The organism is Oleiphilus sp. HI0117 (genome assembly GCF_001635235.1).
The window spans coordinates 1-716 of record NZ_LWGA01000581.1; the positions used below are offsets into that span (position 1 = coordinate 1).

1 protein-coding gene is annotated in these 716 nt (G+C 48.9%); it reads left to right on the plus strand.

Annotated features, from left to right (window positions below):
• Nucleotides 1-716, plus strand: a 716-nt coding sequence (locus A3757_RS06325) for a DUF5011 domain-containing protein (RefSeq protein WP_156506231.1), incomplete at both ends; no start/stop codon positions are given.

Consider the following 716-nt stretch of genomic DNA (forward strand, 5'->3'; position numbering starts at 1 on the left):
GCGATATTTCTGCAAACATCGGTGTCAGCGGTACAGTCAATGCAACCGTAATCGGCAGTTATGTACTGAGCTACAACGTGAACGATTCCTCAGGCAACTCTGCTACTACCGTTACCCGAACAATTAACGTTCAAGATACTGGCGCACCTAGCATCACTCTACTAGGTAGCAGCCCACTTAACCATGAACTAAATACCCCCTATACCGATGCTGGCGCGACTGCAAGCGATGCGCTGGATGGTGATATCTCAACTAACATCATCGTCGGTGGTGCTACCGTAGATTCCAGTGTTACAGGTACCTACGTGATCACCTACGATGTCAGTGACTCCAACGGCAACCCTGCCGTACAGCAAACACGTACAGTAAATGTGAACGACTTTACTGCCCCAGTCATTACGCTTAATGGTGACAGCAGCATTAATATCGCTCTAGGTAGTGTCTACAATGATGCGGGTGCGAGTGCGTCGGACAATATTGATGGCGATATTTCAGCAAGCATTATTCAGAGTGGCACTGTTGATACCGGTACAATTGGTAGCTACACCCTTGTGTATAACGTGAGTGATGCGGCTGGCAACGCTGCAATCCCCGTCACACGAACAGTTAATGTTGCTGATGCGAGCGGCCCTGTTATTACGCTGATCGGAACCAACCCCATTAATCATGAGGTGAATACAATCTTCACCGACCCGGGTGCGACAGCGCTAGATAAT